Genomic DNA, 22,214 nt, shown 5'->3' with positions numbered 1-22,214 from the left:
CGGAAAAATCTTGGGCGAAAGCAGGTCAAAAGGGCGGCGGTGAGGAAACTTCTTTCCAGCCGGTCAATCGCGTGGCGTTGCAGGAGGTGTCGCGCGAGCGGTTTGCCGACCTGCTGCGGATGGCGTTTCCCGAGGGATCGGATCGCGGCTGTGCCCGGTCGGCTGCTGCCTTTCTCGATGTGCATGAAAAAACCGTTCTGAACTGGCTGGCGCGCGAAACCAGTCCGCCGTTCGACGTGGTCTTTGCCATTGGCTGCCGCGTCGGGGTGTTTGCCGTGATGGATGTCATGACGCGCGGTGAAAGTCGCGTGTCCGTTTTGAACAAAGTGGTTCGCGGGGTGCGTCATGTGGTTGGAAAGTGAGCTGTCGATGCTGATGATGTCGGATGTCTCTGGCGCGGCGGTCGACATGCTGGTGACGAAATCCGGCCTTTGGCTGCGCAATACGTTGCTGCATTTTCTCGTGCCGTTTTTCCTGTTCCACCTGTGGTTCTATGTCTCGCCGATCTGGCTGGGCGGTCGATTTCGCCCGGCGGTTCGTGCGGGGATCTGGTCGATGCTGGCGGTGTTTCTCGCGCTTCAGGTGGTCCAGTTGTTTTTTCCGATCGGACGGTTGGGTTGGGTCTTCCTGGATAACCTTTTCGATGTGGTGATCGCCGGTGCCGGTTTTCTCCTCGCTTGGACTTGGGCCATGGGGGAGGTGACGCCGTGACTATAGCCACATCGCCACACAGCCTATCGCGCGTTGCAGCGGCGCTGGCGGCTGATCGAGGCGCTGTCTTGGTTGGCGGTTAGAAAGGACGGTTTAAATGGCAAGGCCTGATTTTGCCGTCGTCGGTGGTGCCCCTCCCGAGGAATATCCTCGGGAGCTGTGGGATCCGGATCTGACGCGCGACTTCTTCACGATGTTCCATCAAGATGAATGGTTCGCTGGCAAGCTGCATCTGCGCGCCAGCGTCGCCGTGCAAGGCGCGGCGCTCAACATGATCTTTGCATCGAAGAAGCGCACACCCGTTGGGTCTTTGCCGCACGACGAAGAGGACATCGCGAGCCTGATCCGGGTGCGCTGGGACGTGTGGGAAGGGCTGAAACGCGAGCCACTGAACCAGATGCATGGATGGCGTGAGTATTTGTTTGGCGATGAGTTGGTCTACGGCAACCCGGATGTGATCCGGATGGCGAAAGCCGCGCTGACAGCACGGGAAGAGCGGGCACTGAGCAGCGAAGCAAAGGCGATTTCGATGCGGCGCAGCCGATTGGTGGAGACCATGCGCGAGTCGGGTGTCAGCTCTGAGACGCTGGCGAACGCCGAGATCATCGAATGGCTCGATAACTGGCTTCTGGAAAACCACCAGGGGCCGCGCCGTAAGCCGCAGATCCTCGTCTCGATCCAGCGGTCTTTGCACGCCGCGCAGATGGCTGGCGTATTCAGGCACTGAAATCATTGGATTATTCCGGGCTTCTGTTCCGGGCACAGTTCCACACGTGGTGGAACAGTTCCCAACAAGAAAAGAACAGAACAAAGAAAAGAAGAAGAAACCACACTGACGGGACGCTCAAACTTCAAGCTCTGTGGCTGTGGATAACGTGGGATTTGGCTGAGAAAGGGTGACTGCGATGGACAGTGCTAAGATCGAAAACGAAACGCAGCGCGGGCGGATCAGATCCGCGCTGGTCGAAGGTCTTGGATTCCGGTTCCCCAAGGGAACGCCTGAAGACGAAGCACGCAAGAGGCTTAACCGGATCTGTGATGACCTTGCCTACCTCAGCGACGAGGGTATCCGCCGGGTGGTTGGTGCGTTGCGCACGAAGGGAGAGGGTGGTTCGCGGTGCTTCTGGCCGGATCGCGCAACATTTCTCGCCTATGCGGAACTCGCTGAGTCCCGACCGTTGGAGGAGGCACCGGGCGTTGCATCTTGGTTTGCCTCTGCCGCGGGGCGGGAGGCGGTCGCGGAGGATCGGCTCGTTGCCGAGTTTCTGTTCTGGGAGAAGAAAAAGAAGCCGCCGCTTCTGGCGGGCGAGAAGCGGGCCGTCGCAGAGCAGGCCGCCGCTTTTCGATCTCAAGCCCGGCGGGCACGTGCGAACAAGGCTTGTGGCCGCCCGCCTGTTCTGGACGATCAGGAATTCCTCGTGTGGTACGAAGATCTAGAGCGCCGCGCCACTGCTTTGGTCGAGGCGGGCAGGCGGGGAACTGCGATATGATGCACGACATGATCGAGATGGGCCGGATCGGCCATCGCTGTGGTCAACCGCTGGGCCCGGATGGGCGAGAGGTGGTCAGCGTGCGGCTGCTGCTGGAGTGGGCGTTCGCGTCCGAATGCGCGTCTATCGACTTCGACGAGCTGGAAGATCACCGACCTGCCGCCGGGGCCGAATACGCGATCATGCGTCAGTTGTCCTTGGGCAAGCGATCCGGTGAAGGCGTTCGCGTGGATACCTCTATTGGTCGAAGTGATCCGCATCCCGACGCCGAGGTGATCGCCTCCCTGATGCGGGCCTATCTGCCGTGGTCGCTGTGCCTGGAACTGGCGCGGTTAGCGCGGGCGCGGTCCGTGCCGCGTTGGGATCTCGGGCCGCAGCGCGTGATCCCTGCGGGTTTGGGTAAGCCGAACCAGTACGGCCAGCAGGCGCGGGTCGAAGTGTGCGACCGCCTGACCTATCTCATGCGAGGGCGTTCACGCCAGCGGGACGTCACTTGGTGCCCGGTGCGCGTTGTGCCGTCCTCTGCGGCCATCGCATCAGCCCGTCGCGGGTATCTTGATTGGTGGCGTGGCCTGTTCGAGGTGTCGAGCGCGCTGCGCCGGGTTGATCTGGATCTGTTCGTGGTGTCCACTTCGATGCCACCGATGCAGCCTTGGAAGAAAGCGGCTTGACACAATCGAGCTTCCGTTGACATATTGCCTCCGAACTGAATTGCGCCCGCCGGTCACAAGACCGCTGCGGGCGCTTTGCGTTTGGAGGTATCCCATTGACCCGTTTGTCGTCTGTCCCAACTCGCTTGGGGTCTTTGCCTATGCGCATGGGCCGCGCGGCGGGATCCGAAGCGGAGCGCAACCGCGCCCGCGATGCGGCGCAGCCGTGGCGCGCTTGGTATAAAACCCGCCGTTGGCAGACCCTGCGCCAAGACATCCTGAAGCGGGACGGCTTCCGGTGCCAAGCAACCGGCGTGATGTTGATCGGCACGTATCCTGCCGCGAACAGCCCGGTGATCGACCACAAGACGCCGCACCGGGGCGATCTGGCGCTGTTCTGGGATCCTGAGAACCTTCAGGCGGTGTCGAAAGCCTATCACGACGGCGAAAAGCAACGCCTAGAGCGGTCGGGGCGCGTCTGATGGGCGGTCGGGCTTATCCTTATACTTATCTCGTGGCGACCGTGGGGGGGCCATCAAAAGTGCAAAAAATGGCCGATGCGCAGACCCGCCTCCCTCGCACGCGGAGATTTTTTTTCTGATGGGCCGGGGTTTTGACCTGTTGGGGCACCCGATCCCTGAGAACCACGGCAAGCGCGGTGCGAACGGTCACACGCCGACAGCGGAAACAACTAGGAAAATCAGGGTGTTACTGCTTGCGGGGATGCCCAAAAAGATGATCGCAGAGAAAATGGGCCTCTCAATTCCGACGCTGAACAAACATTATTTTGCGTCTGGCAAAATCAGCTATCGCCACGCCCGCGAAATGGCATTGGCTGAACAGAAGGGCCGGGCGATGCTGTTGCTGGACAAGGCGGCGGGCGACGGCAAGGTCGCCGCGATCAAAGCCGTTTTGGACATCGTGCAAGAGCAGGAGATTGCAGAGCTGGCGCGATTGGCGCGGGGGGATGATGCCAAGCCTGCCAAAAAGGACAAGCCGCTGCCGAAAGGCAAAAAGGAAGCGCTGCAGGCCAGTGCGGCGGATGCGATCGAAAGTGATCCGCTGTTGAACCCGGAGCATTACCATTGAGCCAGCTTGCGCCGGGGGCCTTTGACGATTGGGACACGGCTTGTCCCGATTGGTACAACCGCATTTGCGCGGGCAAGACGCCGCTGCCCGATCTGCCGAACCTGCACGACGCTTATGCCGAAAAGGCGCTGACGATTTTCAAGTCGTTGCGCAATCCCGAGTTGGAAGGGTTCCCGACGTTCGGCGAGACCTGCGCGCAGTTTGTGTTCGACCTGGTGCGGGTCATTTTCGGCAGCTACGACCCGGAAATCAAAAAGCGGTATCTGCGCGATTTCTTCGTGATGATCCCGAAGAAAAACGCCAAGACGGCCATCGCGGCGGCGATCATTGTGACGGCTTGCGTGCTTAATCAGTCGCCGTCGGCGAAGTTCGTTCTGATCGCCCCGTCGATTGACCTGGCACGCGGGGCGTTTGACGTATGCAAGGGGATCATTGAGCGCACGGATCGGATCACGCGCCTGTTTGCCCCGGCGCAGGAGACGCAAAAGGCGATCCGCAATCTGAACCCGACCATACCGTCGCAGATCCAGATCAAGGCGGCTGATGGTGACATCGTCACGGGCCTGAAAAATGCGACTGTGCTGATCGACGAAACCCACGTCTTTGCGAACAAGCCCGCCGCTAAAGGTCTGTTTACTGAAATTCGTGGGGCGCTGTCGCACCCGCAAAACCGGCATTTCCTTCTGCAGATCACGACGCAGTCGAAGAAACCGCCGGTTGGTGTTTTCCGGTCGGAGCTGTCGACGGCCCGCGCGGTGCGCGACGGAAAGATCGCGCTGCCGATGCTGGCGCTGATCTATGAGCTGCCCGTCGAGGTGGTGAAGGATGGCGGCTGGAAGGATGAGGCGACTTGGCCCTTGGTCAATCCGCACATGGGCCGATCGGTCGACGCGGGGTATCTACGCGATGCGGTGCGTAAGGCCGAAGAAGAAGGCGCAGAGGCGCTGGATCTGGTCGCGTCGCAACACTTCAACGTCGAGATCGGCACCGGGCAGGGCGATGACGGTTGGCCGGCGCAGCTCTATTGGGACGGTGCAGCATCGCCGGGCCTGACCTTGGATGAGCTGCTGCAGCGGTCCTATGTCGTGACGATCGGCGTCGACGGTGGCGGCGACGATGACCTGTGCGGGCTGGTGGTGCTGGGCAAAGAGCGGGAAACCGGCTGTTGGCTGGTCTGGTGCCGCGCATGGGCGCAGCCGGAAGTTTTGCAGCGTCGCAAGAATATCGCGCCTTCGTTGGAGACCTTCGAGAAAGACGGCGATTTGACGCTGTGCAAGGAGGCGTTTCAGCACGTTGACGAAGTGGTCGAGATCGTGGGCCGCGTGAAGAAAACCGGCAAGATGCCGGAGGAACGCGGCGTCGGTCTGGACAAGGCGGGCCTGCCGGAGCTGCAGACCGAATTGGAGCTGGCCGGGCATATCGACCCCTTCATTACCGCCGTTCCGCAGGGCTGGCAGTTGCAGACCGCGATCCGGTCCGTGCCGCTGCGACTGAAATCGCGGTTGATGCTGCACGGCGCGCAACCGTTGTTCGCGTGGTCGATCGGAAACGCCCGCGTCGAGCGGGTGCGCAACAATATGTACATCGACAAGGCGCTTGCCGGTGCCGCGAAAATCGATGTCGTGATCGGCCTGCTGAATGCGGCGGTGCTGATGTTTTTGAACCCGGAACCGTCGGGCGCGGGCCTTGACGATTTCCTAGGCAACCCGGTGATGTCCATATGATCCAGTTTCTGAAATCTGCAGCGCGCGGCATCGCGGCGGCGCGCACCTATGGCGCGGGCTGGATTGCGGGGCCGATCGGCGGCGGGTTCGGGTTCGGCGGGATCACGTCGACGGCTGGCAAGCGGGTTTCGTCGCAAACGGCGCTGACGCATTCGGCGGTTTGGGACTGTGTGCGCAAGACGGCTGAAATGGTGTCGTCGCTGCCGGTGGATCATTACCGCAAGGGCCGCGACGGATCCCGCGACAAGGTCGAGGATGATCTTGCCGAGATCGTCAAGGTGTCGCCGAACAGCGAACAGACATCGGCAGAGTTCTGGGAAGGCATGGTCGCGGCGATGGTGCTGCAGGGCAATGGCTATGCCGAACGGCTGTTCGTCGGGTCGCGGCTGGTCGGTCTGCGCCCGCTGCTGGCCTGCACGCCGGAGCGCACGCAGGAGGGCGCGTTTCGATACAACGTATTGGATCGGGGCAAGCGCGAGACGCTGCCCGCCGACAAGGTGTTCCACCTGCGCGGCTTTGGCGCGGGGGATGGTCTGGGCATGTCGGCGATCCGCTACGGGGCCAATTCGATCGGGGCGGCGCTGGCGGGTGATGAGACGGCAGGGGCGTATTTCTCGAATGCGGCGATGCCTGCGGGCGTGCTGCAGTCGGAACAGCGCGGCATGACGCCGGAACAATCGGCGCAGATGCAGGATATCCTTGATCGCTTCACCGGATCGCGGAAGGCGGGCAAGGCGATGTTTCTGCCTGCCGGGTTCAAATGGCAGCAAATGCAGATGAACCCCGAGGATGCTCAGCTACTCGAAACGCGCCGCTTTGCGATCGAGGATGTGTGCCGTTGGTTCGGCGTGCCGCCGATCGTGATCGGTCACGCTGCCGAGGGGCAGACCATGTGGGGATCGGGCGTTGAGGCGATCTTGCTGTCGTGGCTGACGCTGGGGGTCAATCCGTTGCTGATCCGGCTGGAACAGCGGCTGGCAAAGGATCTGTTGGCGCCGGGCACGCGCCGCCGCGAATACTTCGAGTACAACCGCGAAGCCATGATCCAGATGGATAGTCGGGCAAAGGGCGACCTGATGCTGAAACTTGGCGCGGGCGGGACCATGACCGCGAACGAACGGCGGCAACGGCTGAACCTGTCGCGGCACCCGGATCCGAACGCCGATGCGCTGTTGGCGCAGGCGCAAATGACGCCTTTGGAGCTGCTGGGAAGGAACGACACATGACAAAGCGGAATCAACCCTTGGCGACGGTTCACACGCGCCCCGGTCTGAAATCCGACATTTCGGGGGATGCGCTGCGGCGCTGGAACCCGGACATAAAGGCATCGGTGCGGGCCGATGCGGACGCGGCGACGATTTCCGTGCTGGATCCGATCGGGGCCGATTACTTTGGCGACGGCGTCACGGCCAAGCGGATCGGGGCAGCCCTGCGCCAGATTGGCGATGGTGACGTGACGGTGTCGATCAATTCGCCGGGCGGCGACTTTTTCGAGGGGCTGGCGATTTATAACCAGTTGGTCGAGCACAAGGGCGCGGTCACGGTCAAGATCCTGGGCCTTGCTGCGTCGGCGGCGTCGGTGATCGCGATGGCGGGGGATCGTATCGAAATCGCCCGCGCGGGGTTCCTGATGATCCATAACACATGGGTCATGGCGGCGGGTGACAAGCACGCGCTGCGCGAGGTGGCGCATTGGCTGGAACCCTTCGACGCAGCGGCGGTGGATGTCTACCACGCGCGCACCGGCACCGATGCAAAGGAGCTGGCAAAGATGCTGGACGCGGAAACTTGGATCAGCGGCGCGGATGCCGTCGATCGCGGGTTCGCCGACGGCCTGCTGTCCGAGGATGATGTTTCGCCGTCTGCGAAGGCGTCGCGGGATGTCGCACTGTCGGCGGTCGCCGCTGCAAAGAAAATCGATTTGTTGATGGCGCGGCAGGACATGCCGCGCAGTGAACGCCGCGAGCTGGTCGCGGCGCTGAAATCCGGCACGCATGACGCTGCCGACGACGGCACGCGCACCGCTGCCGACACTGGCAAGCACGACGCTGCCGAACGTGAGCTGGCGCAACGGGCGCTGGCGAGACTGTCCAACCTCTAAAGGAACCTGACATGAAAAAACTTTCTATGCCCGCGATCAGCATCGCGGCACTGGCGCAGGCGTGCCCGGCGCATGTGATCGGATCCCCGCGCGCCGAGGCCGCGCCGACCGATGAAACGTGGCGCGAGGTGTCGCAAAAGCTGGATCAGCTTAACGGCAATATCAAACAGACCGCCGAAAACGCGCTGTCGGAGGCCAAGCGGGCGGGCGAGGTCAGCCAGGAGACCAAAACGATCGCCGACCGCCTGCTCAATGAACAATCGGCGCTGCAGAAGACGTTGGAAGGCGTGCAAAACGCGCTGGAAGGTCTGGACAGCAAGATCCTTGAAACCGCGCAAAACGCTGCACGCGGCGGCACGGGCGGCAATCCGGCGGCGCAGTCGCTGGGCCGTCAGGTCGCCAATGATGATCGCGTGAAATCCTACGAAGGCGGGATCCTGACGCTGACCGTCAGCAACACGGTGACGACCGCGACCGGATCCGCCGGGGGGCTGATTTCGCACCCTGAGGAACGCGAGCCGGTGCGGATCCCGCGCCGTCGCCTGCTGGTGCGCAACCTGCTGGCACAGGGCAGCACGTCGAGCGACAGCGTTCACACGCGCAAACAGACCTTGCGCGACAGCGGCGCGGCAGGCGTGGCCGAAGGCGCGCCATCGGCGGCATCGAATTTCGGCTGGGAAAAGGCCGTTGAGCGGGTCAAGAAGATCGCCACGCATACCAACGTGTCAGAAGAAGCCCTGGCCGATGCCGACCAGTTGGCAAGCGAGCTGGACGGCGAATTGCGGTATTTGCTGGATCTGGAAGAGGAAATGCAGATCGTTGCGGGCGATGGCGCGGGCGAGAACCTGCGCGGCCTGTTGATGGACGCGCCGGAGTTTGTCGCGCCCGGTGGCCTGCCGAACGCGAACCGGATCGATCGCCTGCGTCTGGGCCTTATGCTGGTCACGCTGGAAGGCTACATGCCCGCCGAAATTCTGCTGAACCCGCTGGATTGGGCAGGGATCGAGCTGATGAAGGTCGGCGGCAGCGGCGGCGGTGATGATCGCTATGTGTTCGGCAACCCGAATACATCGGCAACGCCCGTGCTGTGGGGCAAGTCGGTGGTGGAGACGCTTTCCATGTCGGCGGGCGAATGGCTGGCGGGTGACCTGGCAATGGCCGCGACCTACTACGACCGCGCGCAGACTGAGGTGATCATGTCGACCGAGCATGACACGAATTTCATCGAAGACATGGTGACGGTGAAGGCACGCCGCCGCGCCGCGCAGGTGAACAAGCGGCCCGCCGCGATGGTGCAGGGCGACTTTACGTTCGTCTGATCCGCCTGAGATCCCGCCGGGCGCGACGGATCCGCCGCGCCTGTTCCCCGCATCCCAAGAGGAAACCCCGATGCACATTATCCCGAAATCCACGCGCCACACGAAGGCGGGCACGTTTCGCCGTGGCGTGCCCTATGAGGTCGATGAAAAGGCCGCTCTGATCAAGAAACACGTTTTGCCGCACACCCATGGCGAAAACCCCGTGTTTGAGAAGGTCAGCGCCACCAAGGCGAAAAAGGCGGCAGAGACCGCATCCGCGCCTGTGTCGGACGCAGAGGAAAAAGCGAACACCACGGACGACACGCCGTCCAAGTGAACGCCCCCGATCGCAACATTGCCCCGCGCAGCGCCCGTCGCCGCGCGGGGTTTTCTTTGGAGGTCACCGCATGACTATTTCGCCGATCCTGCCTTTCATGGGCAAGCCGGAGGGGGAAAAGCTCGCCCGCCGGATCACGTCGCAGGACAGTTTCGCGCCGTCCGATCCGGTCGCAAAAACCGCCTATCTGACAGGCTGTCTGTCGGTGGCCGATCGCACCCGCGTCGCATCGGCGCACAAGCTGGACGGGGCAGAGGTGGTCGAGGATACCGCGCCTGACGCGGCGGACCCGGTCGAGGATGCGGACACATGAGAGCCGCACCGTTCCAGATCACGCCGCCGGATGGGCCGCTGATCCCGACGACGGATTTGCGCGGCGTCGTGCGGATGGAAACCGACGAACGCGACGGCGACATCGAGGCGGCGCTTTCGGGCGCTGTGTCGCTGCTGGACGGATACCGGGGGCGGCTTGGCCGGTGCATTCTGGCGCAGCGTTGGGCGCTGCCGTTGTTAGGCCGTGCCGAGGCGGTGCTTTTGCCGTTTCCTGATTGCCGTGATCCCCGCATCGAACGTCTGGTCGATGGCGCATGGGTCGAGGTCGAGGGCGTGGGCCTGTTTCATTCGGGCCAATGGGTCGCGCTGTCTGATATGCCGGACGATTTCACAGGCCTGCATCTGACGGTGACGGCAGGATATGAAACGCCCGCCGATGTGCCGGGCGACATCATGGCGGGGGTGCGCCTGCTGGTGGCGCATCTGTTTGACTATGACCCGCGCGCGTGGGGCGTCGAGGTTGGCAATTTGCCTGCCAATGTCGAAGCGATGATCGCCGCAAAAGTCTGGTTTGGTTGATGCACCCTGACCGCTTTGACGTGCGCGTCACGTTTCAGGAAAAGCGCAAGATCCCCAACGGCGGCGGCGGCAGTTCGGTGCAGTGGGTCGAGCTGGGCGGCGCTGGCAACGGGTCGCGGTGGGTGGCGCTACGGGTCGTCAAGCCAAGCAAGGGCGACGAAGAGACCGGCAACAGCCGAATAGAAAACGCCGTCGATTATACGCTGACAGTGCGGGCCGATCGGATCACGCGCACGCTGCAGGCGACAGGCCGCGTCATGATCGACGGGATCCCGCACGCGATCAAATCGCTGCCGCGTCCCGACCGGCGCACCGGAAACATTCAAATGATCGTGCAAGAGGGGCAGGCGACATGAGCCGTGCAACGGGATTTAAGCGGGCGCGATCGGCAGCAAAGAAGCGCCCGGCGGTGCTTGATCGCGCCGTGGTCGATGCGATCAACGAAACCGTCGACGCCGTCCATGCCGAGGGCGTTTCCAATATCAATGCGTTGATGACACGTCGCACGGGGCTGTTGCGCCGTCGTTATCGCCGCCAAATGCGCGCGGCCCGGAAAACCGGCGTTGTCGGATATGTGACGCGCAGTTCGGCGCGTGCGGCGTTCTATGCGCGGTTTGTGCATGACGGCACACGCTACATCACGGCCCGCCCGTTTCATGACCTGGCGGTCGCGTCGCAGCGCGAAAAGCATCGGGCGCGGATGCTGCGCGCCAAGCGCCGTGCGATCAGCGACGCCACGGGGCGCGGCTGATGATCGCGCGCCAGTGGGATCTGCAACAAGCGATTTTTGCGCGGCTGTCGGCGGCATTGGCCGGGCAGGGCGTGGGGGGCGCTGACGTGGCCGTGTTCGACCATATCCCGCAGGATCCCGACCGGCTGCACGTTCGGATCGATGCCTTTCGCGTCGTGCCGGGGGGCACGCGCGCGGGCCGCACTGATCAGCATTCGTTTTCGGTGCATGTGTTTGACGACAACACGGGCGAAGCGACCGGCGCGGGCCGGGAAGAAATCGCGCGTCTGCTGCCGCTGGTGGTGGGCGCGCTGGAAGATTGGCAACCGTTTGAGGGCGCGACGGCTGTCCAGTTGATCACGATCGACAGCGCCCCGGATGCAGCGTCGCAGGGTGGCGTGTGCAAGTTTCAAACCATGATCGGAGGCTAAGACATGGGAACAGCGGTAAAGGGCAGCGACAAGCTGATCCACGTAGACGACGGGGCGGGCCAAATGGTCGAGATCCCGTACCAGGGCGATGCGACCTACAATCCCGGCAAGTCCGCCGAGATATCGCGCACGAAAAACGGGGCGCACCCGTATTCGACCGACGCAGGCCACACGATCACGTTTTCGATCGAGAAAGAGCGCCCGGCGTTGGCCGCGCACACGCGCCTGCGCACCCTGTCCGCAAGCGGCGAGCTGGTGCAGGTGTCCTATGACGATCCCAAGGCGGGCGGCGAAACCCTGACAGGTGATGCGATGGTTGTCGTGGGTGAGGAAACGTCGAACACCGAAGGCGTCCTGACGCAAAGCGTCACGATCGCCTTTGTCGATGATCCCGTGCCGGGCGTGTCCGCCTGATGGCCGGGATGATCCCTGTAACCTTGGGCGGGGCGGCGTTTCAGATGCGCCCCGCTTATGGATCGATGCGCGACATCGAGGCCCGCACGGGCATGACGGTGTCGGAGCTGTTGGAGCTGGTCGCCGCGCAGCGCCTGAAAATAGATGAGGCGGTCGCAATCATCTGGTGCGGCTGTCAGGCGGCGGGCGAGAATTTTGACAGCTTGGAGGCCGTCGGCGAAACGGTTTTTGACGCGCGCCTGACATCGCCGGAGCTGCGCAAATCACTGTCGCTGTTCCTGCTGTCGTGCCTTTGGGCACCGGCAGCGGCAAAAAAAAAGTTCGACGAAGAAATCGCGCCGCTGCTGGCGACGCAGGAGATTGGCTGAAAATGACGTTTGGCTTTGCGACAGTGCATCTGGGCTGGCCGCCGTCTGATTTCTGGTCTGCGACGCCCTCTGAGTTTTGGGCGGCGCAGGCGATGCACATGCAAAAGGTCGAGGCGCAGAACCCAAAATGACAACCGAACGGATCCGCACGGAATACACCGCGAACACGGACAACTTTCGGCGCGGCGCAAGGGTCTACGATCAGACGCTTGCCAAGCAAGAGCGCCTGACGAATACCCGGCTGACGCGGATCGATGCCCGCTGGGATCGATCAACGCGCGACATCATGATGACGCGCACGGCGTTGGCCGGGCTGACGGGGTTGGTTGGTGGCGCGGCGTTGGGCCAGTTGCGCAATTATGCTGAAGGCTGGCGCGACGTTGAGCGTCGCCTGCAATCGATCGGCGAAACGTCGGATGCAGCGGGCAAAAAGCTGGTCGGCGTCGCCTTGCGGTCACGCACGGATATCGCGGGAACAGCGGCAGCAATTCAACGTCTGGCAAAGTCGACGGGCGCGGATCTGGACGCCACAAGCCGCCGGGTCGAGACGCTGCAAAAGCTGCTGGCGTCGGGCGGGGCATCCGCAGGCGAACGCGCGTCGGTGTCGCTGCAGTTGGGGCAGGCGCTGCAGGCCGGTGTCCTGTCGGGGGATGAATACAAGTCGATCGCGGAAAACGCCCCGGTCGAGCTGCTGGACGCTCTGGCAAAGGCGGCAGGTATCACGCGGGGCGAATTGAAAGCCTTTGCGGCAGAGCAAAAGCTGACGACAAAAGTCGTTCTGCAGGCGCTGGACGATCTGGCGTCGACCGCTGACGACAAGTTCGGCGCGTTGGCGGTGTCCGGGTCTGAGGCGTTCGGCGTGCTGCAAACGGGCCTGACGGTCTACGCCGGAAACGTCGATGAGGCGCTTGGCGCGACGCAGGCGATCAACGGCGTGATGATGGCCTTGGGCGAATACCTGACCGACGTGGAAGGTGGCGCAACGTCGCTTGCCAAGGCGTTGAAAGTCGTGGCGGCGGTCGCGCTGACAACGGCAGGCGCACGCGGCATGGGGGCCGTCAATGCGGTGATGCAACAGTCGAGCGTCGCGGCCCGGCAGGCGGTGCGGGACAGTCACGCGCAGGTTGCCGCATCCAGCGCGAAAGTCGCCGCTGCCCGTCGTGAGGTCGCGGCAAGCCGGGAGCTGATCGCGCAGCGTCAGGCGGAAATCGTCGCCCGTCTGCAGGGCAACAAAAAGGCGACACGGGCCGTTGCGTCACTGGCCAACGCAAAAAAGAAAAGCGCTGCCGCGTCGGCTGCGCTGATGGGGGCAGAGGCGCGCGCCGCAATCGCAACCGATCGGCTGGCTGCGGCGCAGGTTCGTCTTTCGGTCGCAGCCCGTGCATCGGCGGCGGCGATGAGGGCGGCGCGTGGCGTCCTGGCCTTCTTTGGTGGCCCTGCCGGTCTGGCCTTTTCTGCGCTGGTGGCGCTGCCGCTGCTGTTGTCGGAAAGCGGCGAAAAGTCTGACGGTCTGCGCGCGGCGGCAGATCAGGCGCGTGATGCGATGGACCGTTTCGCCGATGCGTCCAAACGCGCCGGGAACGAACAGGCGACAATGGGCGGCAAGGTCACTGCCGCGACGCAGGCGGTCTTGTCGCAAAGCCGTGTCGAGCTGCAGAGCACGTTGGCGACCTTGCGCAAGGGACGCGCGGCGTTGATCGATGACATGCAAGGCAACGGCCTTTTTGATCTGTCGGAGCTTTCAGGGCCGATCGCCACGATCAACCGGTCGCGCAACAGCGGCAGTCGGGGCAATCCATTTTTGGCCGATGCCCAAGCGGCCCTGCGGGATCTGCAAAACGGCAGCGGGGATCTGCAACAGATCGTTGCCGCGCTGACAGAGGTGCGCGGGGTCGGATCAGAGGCGCGGCAAGTGATGCGGGACTATGATCAGGCTGTGGTCGATCAGGCGGTTTCGCTAGAGGATGCCCGCGCGAAAATGCTGGACTATGCCAGCGCGGCGGGCGTGTTTCGGAATGAGCTGAACGCGATCGAAGCGGCAGAGGGGCCGGAGGCGCAGCGCCGAGCCTATGACAATCTTGCGCAGGCTTTGGGGCAGGCGGCAGAGGCGAGCGCGATCATGGGCGGATCGGGGGTCGATGCTGTCGCCGACATCGCCCGCGAGCTAAGCCGGGCCGAAATCCAAGTCGCGGCTTATGAGGCGGCGCTTGCTGGAAATACGGAAGAAGCGGCGCGGCTGCAGGCGATTTTGGACGATGCAACGGGATCTGCTGTCGACCTGGCGAACACGCCAACGCCTGACTATAGCGGCGCTGCAGCTTCGGCGTCGGGTCTGGCAGATCAGCTAGAGCGTGCGGTGAGCGCGGCGATCAATTTGCGGTCGCAGGCGATCAGCGGTTTGCAGCGTGCCAAGATCGATGCGGAGTTTCGGACGGATCCGGTGGGCCGGGCGGGCGCGCTGGCGGGGGCGCAGTTCGATGCCGAGCTGGACGGGACCGGCATGATGGGGCCGTTTCCGCAGGATCAGCTAGACGACATCGCGCGCCGTCGCGACGAATACATCGCGCTAGAGGTCGAGGCCGAACAGATCCGGCAAAGCACGATCGCGGCGAACAAGGCCGATGCAAAGACCGTATCGGGTGGCAAGAGCGGCAAGGGCGGCGGTAGCTCTGCAGCGGCGGCAAAGGACGCGGAGCGGGATCTTGCGTCGGCGCGTGGCCTGCTTTTGGAGAATGGGCAAAAGGCGCTTTTCATCGAGCAGGAGCTGAACGCCGAACGCGAGCGCCTGCGCGAGCTGATGCCTGCGCTGATAAAAATGGGCCTGTCAAAAGCCGAAGCTGATGCCGTCGTCAATTCGGAGCTGGAACGGACAGAGAAACGGCTTGGCGAGGTCAAGACGGCATCGGAGGAAGCGGCAGCGGCCTTCGCGCGCGGGATCCTGTCGGACATCCGCGCCGCCGACAGTCTTGAAGATGCAATCGGGCGGATCGCCGATCGCTTGATGGATCTGGCGTTGGATCCTGTTTTCGACATGCTGGCAAATCAGTTTGCCTCATTCGTCGGCGGTATGTTTGGCGGTGGTGGTGGTGGGGGTGGGGGTGCCGGTGCGAGGGTCGCTGCGACATTGAATGCCAAGGGCAATGCGTTCAGCCCGTCAGGTATCCAAGCCTTTGCGCGCGGCGGGGTGGTCGATCGCGCGACGGCCTTTCGGTTCGGTGGCGACCGGCTGGGCGTCATGGGGGAGGCCGGGCCGGAAGCGATCTTGCCGCTGCGCCGTGACGGGTCGGGCAATCTGGGCGTGATCGCGCAAACGCCGACCGTGCCAACCGCGCCTGTAGGCGGCGTGATTTCGTCGTCGTTTAGCTGGTCGGGCGACATGATCATCAACAGCGAAAGCGACGATCCGCAGGCCGTGGGGTCGGAGGTCATGACGCAGATGCAATCGATGTTCGAGCGGATGTTTTCGGCGCGGATGCAAACGGCAATGCGGGCGGGCGGTGTCCTTGACCAGCAATACAAAAAGAAGGGGGGCCGCTGATGCCCGTGATCTTTGCGCCGCCCGTTGAGCCGGAAATGCAGGGCTATGCCGACAAAGAGACGGCAGAGGTCAACCGCGCGCAGTTCGAGGGCGGATATGCGCAGCGGTCGCGCACCGGGCCAAATTCGGTCACGCGCGATGTGCCCATGTCCTTTGTCGTGACCGATCCGCAACGCCGCGAGCTGCTGGACTTTTTCAGGGCGCGGGCGGGGGTCGAGGCGTTTCTTTATCAGTCGCCTTTTGACGACGCGCCGGGGCTATGGACCTGCGCGGCGTGGCCGTCGTCGCCGGTTGGCAAGCGCGGCCCGCTGGTGGTTTGGCGCATGATGGTGACATTCAAAAGGGAGTTCGACGCGATCTGATGGAACACTTTAGCGACGACATCCGGCGTGAGCTGGAAGGGTTCGAGGTGGGCGAGGTGGTCGAGCTGTTCACGGTCGACGCGCGCGACATCGGCGGGGCTGTGTATCGCTTCGCATCGGCAACAGTCCAGGACGACGACGGCGCGGCGGTTTTTCCGTCCTTTGGCGGCGTCGTGTTCGATCCGCTGCCGTTTGAAAGTGAAGGTTGGGATTTTTCGGCGGGTGGAACCCTGCCGCAACCGACGATCCGGTTTGCGGTGTCGCGAGAGGATGGCGACGCGGTCACGGCGGCATCCTTCCTGCTGTCGCTGGTCAATTCGCTGGATGATTTGCTTGGCGCGCGCGTGCTGCGGGTGCAGACGCTGCGCCGTCATTTAGATGATGGCAGCGATCCGAACCCGCAAGCGCACATGGGAATTGAGGTCTACACGGTCGCGCGCAAGACAAACCAAACCGCGACGCTGATCGAATTTCAATTGCAGTCGGCGTTGGATCTTGAGGATGTCCTTTTGCCGCGTCGTCAGATCCTGAATTTCTGTCAATGGCGCTACCGTCGACCGCGCCCCGATGGTGGCTTCGATTATGACCGCGCGACCTGTCCTTATACCGGGGCCGATCGCTTCGACGCCAAGGGAAACCCGGTGGCGAGTGATGCTGCAGACCAGTGCGGCAAACAATTGCGCGATTGCAAATTGCGATTTGGTGAAAACGGCGTGTTGCCGTTTGGCGGCTTTCCTGCCGCTGGCAAGCTGACGCGAGGGTAAAATGTTCCGTCCTGATTTCTTTCGACATCCGGCAGCGCCCTTTGGCCGCCGGATCTTAAATGCTGCCGCGAAACATGCCGTCGCAGACTATCCGCGCGAGGCGTGCGGTCTGGTGATCGCGGGCCGGTATGAGCCCTGCGAGAACAGCGCGGCGGATCCTACGGCCGAATTTTTGATCGCGCCGGATCAGTTGGCGCAAGGCTACGCCACGGGCGACCTGCAAGGCGTGGTGCATTCGCATCCGCGCGGGCCGTGGTTCCCGTCGCTGGCCGATCAGCACGGGCAAATCGAAACCGGCGTGCCGTGGGCGATCATGGTCGCAGGCGAGACCGGCGCACAATTGGCGTGCTGGTGGGGCATGGATCGCCCGCCGGTGATGTCGCGTGACGGGCTGCATGTGTCCCGCGAGTTCCTGCCGACGGCGTCAGACTGCTATTCGATCGTTGAGGATTATTTCCGCGATGCGCGCGGGGTGCGTCTGCGCCCGATCCCGCGTGCCTGGGAATGGTGGCAGGATCCGGCGACGCATGGGTCGCTGTACCTGGACAATCTGGAAAGCTGCGGTTTCGAGGTGGTTTCGACGGATCCTGAGGCGTTCCGCGACATCGCGCAGGAGGGCGACGCCTACCTGATGGCGATCCGCTCAAAAGTGCCAAATCACGCGGGCATCTACTTGGGCGACGGTCTGCTGTTGGAGCATGTTCAGGGGCAGTTGTCGCATCGTGAGCCGATCGCCCGAAAGCTGCGTCATATCACGCATTGGCTGCGCTACACGGGGGCCGGGGCATGATCCGCACAATTCACCTGCACGGGGCGTTAGGGGCGTCCTTTGGGCGCGAGATCCGCCTGGACGTGGCGTCGCCGGCGGAGGCGGTGCGGGCGCTGTGCCTGATGGTCGAGGGGTTTCGGGCGCATGTTGAGCGCGGCTGTTATCAGGTGTTCCGGGGTCGCCGCGACCGCGGCATCGATCTGGATCCGCAGGAATTGCACGTCGGGTTTTCCGACATCGATGTCGAGCTGCATCTGGTGCCCCGTGCGGCGGGGGCCAAAAATCGCGGGCTTGGCAAAGTGCTGCTGGGTGGTCTGCTGATCGCGGCATCGTTCGTCGTGCCGGGGGGCTGGGCAATTGCTGGCGAGGCGGTTTCTGGGATGGTGGCGCAAGCGGGCATCGCAATGGCGATCGGCGGCGTCGCACAGATGCTGGCCCCGCAACAGCGCCAGCCGGAGGAAACAGACAACGGCGAGGCGTCGACGCGGTTCGGCGGTGCGGTGAATATCGCGACGGTTGGCGTCGCGGTGCCGGTGATCGTCGGGGAATGTGAAGTCGGGTCGCGCGTCGTGTCAGCGGCAATGATGGTGGTCGATCGGGTGGTCGAGGCGGCTGATGATGATGGGTCGCTGTTTTCGAGAATGGGCGCGTTAGCTGAAAGCGGGGCAGGGCAATGACATTTCACAAACCGATACACGGGGCGGGCGGTGGCAAGGGTGGTGGCCATACCCCTGACGAAAGTCCTGACAGCCTGTTTTCCGATAGCGTCGCGCTGCTGATCGATGTGGTCAGCGAAGGTGAAATCGAGGGTTGGGCGGATCCAGAGTTGCCCGGCACATGTATTTTCTTTGATGATACGCCGCTGCAGAACGCCGATGGATCGCTCAATTTTGAAGGCGTGTCCTACACGCTCCGGACGGGCACGCCAGACCAAGCGCCGGTGAAGGGGGTCGAGGCGTCCAGTTCCGAAATCGGCGTCAATGCGCAGGTGAAACAGGCAGAGCCGGTGGTGCGGTCTGTCGCGTCGGCTGATGTCGATGCGGTCGTCGTCAAGGCGCATGTGCCCTCGTTGGTCAACCGGCAGGATGATGGAGATCTGCGCCCGACGGGTGTCGAATTTGCGATCGATATCAAGGCGGGCGATGGGCCGTGGGACGTCGCCAAAGAGGCCACGATTTCGGGCAAGACCCTGTCGGGCTATGTGCGCGCCTATCGTATCAACTTGCCATCCGTGCGCCCCGTTGCGATCCGTATGCGCCGCATCACGGCTGACAGTGCGGACACAAGCCGGGCGAATGATCTGTATTTCGCGAGCTTCACGGAAGTTATCGACGCGCATCTGTCCTATCCTGACACCGCCTATGTCGCGCTTGCCGTGCGCGCTGATGCCTTTGGCGGGCGCGTGCCGCGCCGGTCTTACCGGCTGCGCGGCCTGAAATGTCTGGTGCCGTCAAACTACGATCCAGAGACCCGCACCTATGACGAAAGCGCAATCTGGGACGGCACCTTCAAGCGCGCGTTCACGTCAAATCCCGCCTTCTTTTCGTATTCGGTTTACATCGATGACCGCTGGGGCTTGGGCGACCGGATCGATCCGACGCTGGTCGACAAGTGGCGGATCTATTCAATCGGCAAGTATTGTGATGAGCTGGTCGACAACGGGTTCGGGGGGCAGGAACCGCGTTTTGAAATCAACGGCGTGATCGACACACGCGCCGCGGCTTACGAAGTGATCACGAACCTGTCGGCCACATTCCGCGGTGTGACCTATTGGGGCGCGGGCGCGATCGTGCCAGTGCAGGACGCGCCTGCGGATCCGGTCAAACTGGTGACAAATGCAAACGTCGTGGATGGGTCGTTTTCCTATTCCGGCACCGGCCTTGCCGCGCGGAAAACAGCGGCGGTCGCCTCGTTTCGGGATGTTCAGGATCACTACCGCATCAAGCCTGCGGCTGTGCATGAGGATATCGCAGGCATCTACCGTTTCGGGCGGCGTCAGGTCGAGCTGGCCTTGCCCTTTGAAACCCGGCGCGGGGCGGCGTTCCGCGCGTGCCGGTGGGAAGTTGAGACAAACCTGAATGCAACCGAGCTGGTCAGCTATCAGGCGGGCTTTGATCATGCGGCCATTCGGCCCGGTGATCGCGTCCTGATCAGCGACAAAAATCGCCTGCTGTTGCGGGCCGGTGGGCGGATCCTGGGGGTTGGCGCCGACCGTCGCAGCGTGGTGCTTGATGCTGCGATTGCGGTTGATGAGGTCGAGGATCTGCGCCTGCATGTCGCCAGTGCGATCGGCGACTTTTACACGGTCGAGGTCGACGCGCCGACGGGTGACGCCGTGACGCAACTTGATCTGGTGGATCCGCTGCCCGCCGATGTGGTGCCGGGGGCAGTGTTTATGCTCAACGCGACCGGCATCGCGCCGCGTCTGTTCCGGGTGATGTCGAACACGCCGCAAGGGCACCTGTTCAACGTGACGGCTGTTTTGGATGATCCAGACAAGTTCGCGCGGGTTGAGGCCGATCTGTCGGTCGAGGATCCCGACCCGTACATCATACCGTCACGCGGCGCGCCAAACGCGCCGTCGGGGCTGCAGTTGAGCACGTTCCTGCGCGCAGATGTTGGCTCTAAGTCCAAGATGAAATTCAATTTCAGTTGGACGCGCCCGCCGTCGGATCCGGTGGCGTCCTACACTGTGTTTTTCGAGGAACCGGGAACGGCGCGGCGCAAGGTTGCCGACGGGATCCGCGACACGTCGATCGACATCGAGCCGGAGGCATTGGATGCCGGGGAATATGTGGCGACGGTTCACGCGGTAAATCAGACGGGGCAAAGCTCGCCTGCCGCGCGCGTCGTTTTGGACTTCACCGCGCCGCCGTACATCGTGCCGGATCCGCCCGACGTGGTCGGCGCGACGGCAGGGTTTGACACTGTCGAAATCCGCATCGCGCCGCATCCAGCGTCGGACTTCCGGGCCTTTCGGATCTATGGGGCGACGGCAGACGACGACACGCCGGTCCTGATCGATGAGACATCGCAGGCGGTTTATGCGCGCCGCCCGCAGGCGGGTGACGCCGTGACGCGGTACAAGGTGACGGCCTACACATTCGGCGATCTGGAAAGCGACATCGGGCAATCATCGTGGATAGCGTTGCGCCCGACCGGCGTCCCGATCGACGGGCTGCAAGAGGCCGTGACAGACGCAATTGAAAGCGCCCGGCAAAGCGCCACGGCAGACAAGGCGGGTGCGGAAGATGCGGCGGCGGCGGCTTTGGCGGCGGCTGGCGCGGCGGCGTCGTCAGAAAACGACGCGGCGGCATCAAGGGACAATGCTGCAGCGGCTGCGATCGAGGCGGCGGCATCACGGAGCGACGCGGCGACGGCTGCGATCGATGCGGCATCATCACGGAGCGATGCGGCGACGGCTGCGATTGATGCGGCATCATCACGGAGCGATGCGGCGACGGCAGCGATTGATGCGGCATCATCACGGAGCGATGCGGAGACGGCTGCGATTGATGCGGCATCATCACGGAGCGATGCGGCGACGGCAGCGATCAATGCGGCATCATCACGGGACGACGCGGCGACGGCAGCGATCGATGCGGCGGCATCAACGGTCGATGCGGTGGCTGCTGCGATTGATGCGGTGGCATCAAAGGGCGATGCCTCGTCGTCAGCGGATCTTGCCGGGCAGCGGGCGTCGGCGGCAGAGGTCGCGCAACAGGCGGCAGAGACGGCGCAGTCAGGTGCTGAAAGCGCACGGGGCGCGGCAGTAACCGCAAAGAACGATGCCGAAGGCGCGGCGTCTTCGGCGTCCACGAGCGAAGCCCTGTCTTCTACCGCTCGCCGCCGCGCCGAACATGCCGTGACCGGCAACCTGTTCACGGAAGGTAGCTTTGATGATCTGGACCACCTGAACCAGACGGACATCTCGCCCGGAGCTATCGTCAATGTTCCAGCGCCCCATCCCCTCGGGCGAACCAAAGCCCTGCGCCAGACATCCCGCGATGCGTACTGGCCTACGGCTATGATAGAGGGAGACATTCGAGGCCGCACCTACCGTGTCACAGGCTGGGTCTACAACGAGGATGCCACGGCACAAGCTCGTGTGGGTTTCCATATCAGATATGCTGAAGGTGGGTCCACGTGGCCCACGGTACTAGTTGCCGATCCCAAGCAGGTAGGGTGGGTCGAATTTGACGTCGAGATGACGATCTCGCCAAACTATGGGTCTTGCGCGGGCTGGCGGCTATTCCTGCAACAGAATGGCTCTGCCGACACTCACACGCTGTTGTGCTACTGGACCGACCTGCGGTGGGAAGACATCACAAATGTAGTAGCCTCACAGGAAGCGGCGACGGCATCGGCAGACAGCGCGACGACGGCGTCGTCGCAGGCGGATCTTGCCGGGCTACGGGCGTCGGCGGCAGAGACCGCGCAACAGGCGGCAGAAACGGCACGCAGCGGGGCGACATCGGCCCGTGACGCGGCTGTGACAGCCCGTCAGGGGGCAGAGGATGCCGAGGCGACCGCGACGACGCAGGCGGGGCTTGCGACGCAGGCGGCGACGGATGCGGGCGATGCTG

Annotated in this window: 26 protein-coding genes; all 26 read left to right on the top strand. The window is 63.3% G+C overall.

The window, feature by feature from the left end; translation table 11 throughout:
* Positions 1-71 precede the first annotated feature (71 nt).
* A complete protein-coding gene (locus J4E08_RS22470) occupies positions 72-362 on the top strand; it encodes a hypothetical protein (RefSeq protein WP_349540404.1) in 291 nt (96 codons plus the stop codon).
* Positions 346-711, top strand: a complete 366-nt coding sequence (locus J4E08_RS22465; protein ID WP_349540403.1) for a hypothetical protein — start codon at positions 346-348, stop codon at positions 709-711. The genes J4E08_RS22470 and J4E08_RS22465 overlap by 17 nt, the downstream gene beginning before the upstream one ends.
* A gap of 97 nt (positions 712-808) precedes the next feature.
* Positions 809-1,438, top strand: coding sequence for a hypothetical protein (locus J4E08_RS22460; protein ID WP_349540402.1), 630 nt, complete (start codon positions 809-811; stop codon positions 1,436-1,438).
* Positions 1,439-1,616: 178 nt separating this feature from the next.
* A complete protein-coding gene (locus tag J4E08_RS22455; protein WP_349540401.1) occupies positions 1,617-2,201 on the top strand; it encodes a hypothetical protein in 585 nt (194 codons plus the stop codon).
* On the top strand, positions 2,198-2,872 hold the full coding sequence (locus J4E08_RS22450; RefSeq protein ID WP_349540400.1) for a hypothetical protein: 675 nt from the start codon (positions 2,198-2,200) through the stop codon (positions 2,870-2,872). The genes J4E08_RS22455 and J4E08_RS22450 overlap by 4 nt, the downstream gene beginning before the upstream one ends.
* 125 nt (positions 2,873-2,997) lie before the next feature.
* Positions 2,998-3,333, top strand: coding sequence for an HNH endonuclease (locus J4E08_RS22445; RefSeq protein WP_349540399.1), 336 nt, complete (start codon positions 2,998-3,000; stop codon positions 3,331-3,333).
* A gap of 253 nt (positions 3,334-3,586) precedes the next feature.
* Positions 3,587-3,940, top strand: a complete 354-nt coding sequence (locus J4E08_RS22440; RefSeq protein WP_349540398.1) for a hypothetical protein — start codon at positions 3,587-3,589, stop codon at positions 3,938-3,940.
* Positions 3,937-5,664, top strand: coding sequence for a terminase TerL endonuclease subunit (locus tag J4E08_RS22435; protein WP_349540397.1), 1,728 nt, complete (start codon positions 3,937-3,939; stop codon positions 5,662-5,664). Before J4E08_RS22440 ends, J4E08_RS22435 begins: the two co-directional genes overlap by 4 nt.
* On the top strand, positions 5,661-6,890 hold the full coding sequence (locus J4E08_RS22430; protein WP_349540396.1) for a phage portal protein: 1,230 nt from the start codon (positions 5,661-5,663) through the stop codon (positions 6,888-6,890). The genes J4E08_RS22435 and J4E08_RS22430 overlap by 4 nt, the downstream gene beginning before the upstream one ends.
* The gene (locus J4E08_RS22425) at positions 6,887-7,765 is read left to right on the top strand and encodes a head maturation protease, ClpP-related (RefSeq protein ID WP_349540395.1); all 879 of its coding nucleotides are present in this window, start codon (positions 6,887-6,889) and stop codon (positions 7,763-7,765) included. Before J4E08_RS22430 ends, J4E08_RS22425 begins: the two co-directional genes overlap by 4 nt.
* Positions 7,766-7,776: 11 nt before the next feature.
* A complete protein-coding gene (locus J4E08_RS22420; protein ID WP_349540394.1) occupies positions 7,777-9,084 on the top strand; it encodes a phage major capsid protein in 1,308 nt (435 codons plus the stop codon).
* A 70-nt stretch (positions 9,085-9,154) separates the two neighbouring features.
* Positions 9,155-9,400 (top strand): hypothetical protein, encoded by a 246-nt coding sequence (locus tag J4E08_RS22415; protein ID WP_349540393.1) that lies wholly within the window; start codon positions 9,155-9,157, stop codon positions 9,398-9,400.
* Between the two features lie 70 nt (positions 9,401-9,470).
* Positions 9,471-9,713 (top strand): hypothetical protein, encoded by a 243-nt coding sequence (locus J4E08_RS22410; RefSeq protein ID WP_349540392.1) that lies wholly within the window; start codon positions 9,471-9,473, stop codon positions 9,711-9,713.
* A complete protein-coding gene (locus tag J4E08_RS22405; RefSeq protein WP_349540391.1) occupies positions 9,710-10,252 on the top strand; it encodes a head-tail connector protein in 543 nt (180 codons plus the stop codon). Before J4E08_RS22410 ends, J4E08_RS22405 begins: the two co-directional genes overlap by 4 nt.
* Positions 10,252-10,608: a phage head completion protein gene (locus J4E08_RS22400; protein ID WP_349540390.1), complete on the top strand. Its 357-nt coding sequence runs from the start codon at positions 10,252-10,254 to the stop codon at positions 10,606-10,608. The genes J4E08_RS22405 and J4E08_RS22400 overlap by 1 nt, the downstream gene beginning before the upstream one ends.
* Complete coding sequence (locus J4E08_RS22395) at positions 10,605-11,003, top strand: hypothetical protein (RefSeq protein WP_349540389.1); 399 nt, start codon at positions 10,605-10,607, stop codon at positions 11,001-11,003. The genes J4E08_RS22400 and J4E08_RS22395 overlap by 4 nt, the downstream gene beginning before the upstream one ends.
* Positions 11,003-11,413 carry a tail completion protein gp17 gene (gp17, locus tag J4E08_RS22390; RefSeq protein WP_349540388.1) on the top strand — a complete coding sequence of 137 codons (411 nt, stop codon included), beginning with the start codon at positions 11,003-11,005 and terminating at the stop codon, positions 11,411-11,413. Before J4E08_RS22395 ends, gp17 begins: the two co-directional genes overlap by 1 nt.
* A gap of 3 nt (positions 11,414-11,416) precedes the next feature.
* The gene (locus J4E08_RS22385; protein WP_349540387.1) at positions 11,417-11,827 is read left to right on the top strand and encodes a hypothetical protein; all 411 of its coding nucleotides are present in this window, start codon (positions 11,417-11,419) and stop codon (positions 11,825-11,827) included.
* A gap of 8 nt (positions 11,828-11,835) precedes the next feature.
* A complete protein-coding gene (locus J4E08_RS22380) occupies positions 11,836-12,195 on the top strand; it encodes a GTA-gp10 family protein (RefSeq protein WP_349540386.1) in 360 nt (119 codons plus the stop codon).
* A gap of 2 nt (positions 12,196-12,197) precedes the next feature.
* Positions 12,198-12,326 carry a phage tail assembly chaperone gene (locus tag J4E08_RS22375; RefSeq protein ID WP_349540385.1) on the top strand — a complete coding sequence of 43 codons (129 nt, stop codon included), beginning with the start codon at positions 12,198-12,200 and terminating at the stop codon, positions 12,324-12,326.
* A complete protein-coding gene (locus J4E08_RS22370) occupies positions 12,323-15,733 on the top strand; it encodes a tape measure protein (protein WP_349540384.1) in 3,411 nt (1,136 codons plus the stop codon). Before J4E08_RS22375 ends, J4E08_RS22370 begins: the two co-directional genes overlap by 4 nt.
* Positions 15,733-16,095 carry a phage tail protein gene (locus tag J4E08_RS22365; RefSeq protein ID WP_349540383.1) on the top strand — a complete coding sequence of 121 codons (363 nt, stop codon included), beginning with the start codon at positions 15,733-15,735 and terminating at the stop codon, positions 16,093-16,095. Before J4E08_RS22370 ends, J4E08_RS22365 begins: the two co-directional genes overlap by 1 nt.
* Before the next feature lie 56 nt (positions 16,096-16,151).
* On the top strand, positions 16,152-16,859 hold the full coding sequence (locus J4E08_RS22360; protein WP_349540382.1) for a phage minor tail protein L: 708 nt from the start codon (positions 16,152-16,154) through the stop codon (positions 16,857-16,859).
* Between the two features lies 1 nt (position 16,860).
* Positions 16,861-17,649, top strand: a complete 789-nt coding sequence (locus J4E08_RS22355; protein WP_349540381.1) for a C40 family peptidase — start codon at positions 16,861-16,863, stop codon at positions 17,647-17,649.
* A complete protein-coding gene (locus J4E08_RS22350; RefSeq protein ID WP_349540380.1) occupies positions 17,646-18,305 on the top strand; it encodes a tail assembly protein in 660 nt (219 codons plus the stop codon). The genes J4E08_RS22355 and J4E08_RS22350 overlap by 4 nt, the downstream gene beginning before the upstream one ends.
* Positions 18,302-22,214, top strand: a 3,913-nt coding sequence (gene gpJ / locus J4E08_RS22345) for a TipJ family phage tail tip protein (protein WP_349540379.1), incomplete at its 3' end; no start/stop codon positions are given. The genes J4E08_RS22350 and gpJ, both read left to right, overlap by 4 nt.

Origin of the sequence: Sagittula sp. NFXS13 (assembly GCF_040148795.1) — a bacterium.
Lineage (GTDB): Bacteria > Pseudomonadota > Alphaproteobacteria > Rhodobacterales > Rhodobacteraceae > Sagittula > Sagittula marina.
Note: the sequence above shows the minus strand (reverse complement) of the source record. Positions and strands in the feature narration are given on the sequence as shown.